Raw genomic sequence first — 2631 nt, 5'->3', positions numbered from 1 at the left:
CTGCTGGCCGAGATCGGCCGCAAGCGCGGCGCGCTGCAAAGCGGCGGGCGCATCAACCTGCAGAAGGCGGCCGAGGTCGTGGTGTACGACTTCCGCGCCGGCAACCTGGGGCGCGTCACCCTCGAAACGCCCGCCGAATACGCCGCCTGGCTGGCGGCGGGGCAGCTGGCCGACGCCCAGCGCCAGCTCAAGAAGAAAAAGAAGAACCGCAGCGAGCCCGAGGACTGAGCGCCTCCGCCTGCGCAGCGCGCCGGCGCTGGCATTTCATTCCACCCTCAAGAACTCGGTGGCAAACCCGAAGTGATTGGCCGTGCTAATTTTTTGACAATTTGCTCTGTTTGGTGGGTCTGTAGTTCTGTTGTGCGGAACGGCCGCCAAGCGACTGGAGAACCAAAAAATGAAACGCGTCAGCTTCTGGAAAACCGTGGCCCCCCTGCTCGGGCTGTGCCTGCTCACCATGACCGCCTGCGGCGGCGGTGACGACGACACCCCCGTCGATGCCTGTGCCGCCCTGCCGGCGGCGGCGCCCGCCTCCGGCGCCTCGGCGCCTGTGTCCACCACCGGGGCCTACTTGTGTGGGGCAGGGGTCGGCGTGGCCGACCTGGAGAAGGCGGTCACCTTCTACAAGGCCCTGGGCATGACCGAGCGCGCCCGCATCACGCGCAACGACCGCCAGGAGGTCGTGCTCGACTCCGCCGACCAGCGCGGCTCACGCTTGATGCTGTTCACCTACACCGACGGCTCGTCACGCAACTACCGCCAGAACCCCGGCAAGATCGTCTTCTACGTGAAGACGCCGTCGACCTTCGCGGCCGCCTTCCACGCCGCGGCATCGGCGGCCGGCAGTGGCGGCATCACGGCCACGCCGACGCCCATCGCCCCAGGCTCGACCACGGTGGTGGGCTTCGGTCGCGACCCGAACAACAACCTGGTCGAGATCGCCAGCCTGGCCCCGACGGACCCGGCGGCGGCGCAGACGCACTCGTACATCAGCGCCTTCGGCATCGGCGTGTCCAACCTCACGGCCGCGCGCGACTTCTACGTCAACACGCTGGACATGCGGGTGTCGCAGTTCCTGTCGGTCAACAAGGCGCCCTCGACGCCCTGGTACGACGAGTACATCCTGGCGTCGAACGCCGGCCGCGGCTCGGCCATCGTGCTCATGACCTACACCGATGGCATCCCGAAGAACTACAACAACAACCCGGTGCGGTTGACGTTGCGCACCAACGACCCGGCGGCCTACGCGCAGCGCATCACGGCTGCGAACGTGGCGGGTGCCACGGTGGTGCGTGCCCCGGGGCCGGTGGCCGAGCTGGGTGGCGCCGTGACGGGCCAGGCGACCGACGCCAACGGTACGCAGCTGGAGATCCTGCCGAACTGAGCCTGGAGGTTCAGCCCGGCACACATCTGAGCCTCACTTGGCCCAGGTGTCCTTCAGCGTGGTGGTGCGGTTGAACACCAGCTTGCCGGGTGCGTGGTCCACCCGGTCGGCGACGAAGTAGCCGTGCCGCTCGAACTGGAACTTGTCGTCGGCCTTGGCGGACGCCAGGCCGCTTTCGACGTAGGCCGTGACGACCTTCTTGCTGTTCGGGTTGAGCACGCTCAGGAAATCGGCACCGCCTGCATCGGGCTGGGCCGCAGTGAACAGGCGGTCGTACAGGCGTACCTCGGCCGGCACGCCGGTGGCCACGCTGACCCAGGTGACCACGCCCTTGACCTTGATCGCATCCGCGCCAGGCGTGCCGCTCTTGGTGTCTGGGACGAGCTTCGCGAGCACGGCGGTGACGTTGCCGCCGGCGTCCTTCTCGGCCCCGATGCACTCGATCACGTAGCCGTACTTGAGCCGCGTCTTGTTGCCGGGGAAGAGGCGCTGGTAGCCCTTGGGCGGCACCTCGGCGAAGTCTTCTCGCTCGATCCACAGCTCGTTGGTCAGCACGAAGTCGCGCTGGCCGCGCTCGGGGTGGCCGGGGTGCACGGGCGCGTGGCAGGGCTCGCGGTGCGTCTCGCTGCCGAAGATCTCGGCAAAGTTGACGAGCTTGAGCTTGAGCGGGTCCAGCACCACGCAGGCGCGTGCGGCCTTGGGGTCGAGGTCGTCGCGCAGGGCGATCTCGAGCGAGCTGTAGTCGATCCAGCCACCGGCCTTGCTCACGCCGCTGCGCTCGGCCAGCAGCTGCAGGCTCTCGGGCGTGTAGCCGCGGCGGCGCAGGCCGACGATGGTGGGCATGCGCGGGTCGTCCCAGCCGCTCACGTGACCCTCGTCAACCAGCTGCTTGAGCTTGCGCTTGCTGGTGACGATGTAGGTGATGTTGAGTCGCGCGAACTCGTACTGGTGCGGCCGCGGCTGCGCCAGCAGGCCGAGCGTGCACAGCTGGTCGAGCAGCCAGTCGTAGAAGGGGCGCTGGTCTTCGAACTCGAGCGTGCAGATGCTGTGGGTGATGTTCTCCAGCGCGTCTTCGATCGGGTGCGCGAAGGTGTACATCGGGTAGATGCACCAGGTGTCACCGGTGTTGTGGTGCGTGGCGCGCTTGATGCGATAGAGGGCCGGGTCGCGCAGGTTGATGTTGGGCGAGGCCATGTCGATCTTGGCGCGCAGCACGGCGGCGCCATCGGCCAGCTTGCCGTCGCGCA

The 2631-nt window shown here is 67.7% G+C and carries 2 protein-coding genes and 1 pseudogene; 2 read left to right on the top strand and 1 reads right to left on the bottom strand.

The window, feature by feature from the left end; translation table 11 throughout:
• Positions 1-228: pseudogene (locus VFL64_RS19135) on the top strand (ribosome biogenesis GTPase YlqF); the annotation flags it as partial.
• Positions 229-397: 169 nt separating this feature from the next.
• Positions 398-1384 carry a VOC family protein gene (locus tag VFL64_RS19130; protein ID WP_489541975.1) on the top strand — a complete coding sequence of 329 codons (987 nt, stop codon included), beginning with the start codon at positions 398-400 and terminating at the stop codon, positions 1382-1384.
• Between the two features lie 33 nt (positions 1385-1417).
• On the opposite strand, the gene glnS is transcribed toward VFL64_RS19130, so the two are convergent.
• Positions 1418-2631 (bottom strand): glutamine--tRNA ligase (gene glnS / locus VFL64_RS19125; RefSeq protein WP_489541974.1); only part of this gene is annotated, 1214 nt, incomplete at its 5' end.

This window comes from Rhizobacter sp. (genome assembly GCF_035702065.1).
Lineage (GTDB): Bacteria > Pseudomonadota > Gammaproteobacteria > Burkholderiales > Burkholderiaceae_C > Rhizobacter.
The sequence above is the reverse complement of the archived record's forward strand: the minus strand, read 5'-3'. Positions and strand labels throughout refer to the sequence as shown.

Coding starts and splice junctions, on each gene's coding strand:
- VFL64_RS19130 (WP_489541975.1), top strand. CDS start 398: ATGAAACGCGTCAGCTTCTGGAAAACCGTGGCCCCCCTGCTCGGGCTG.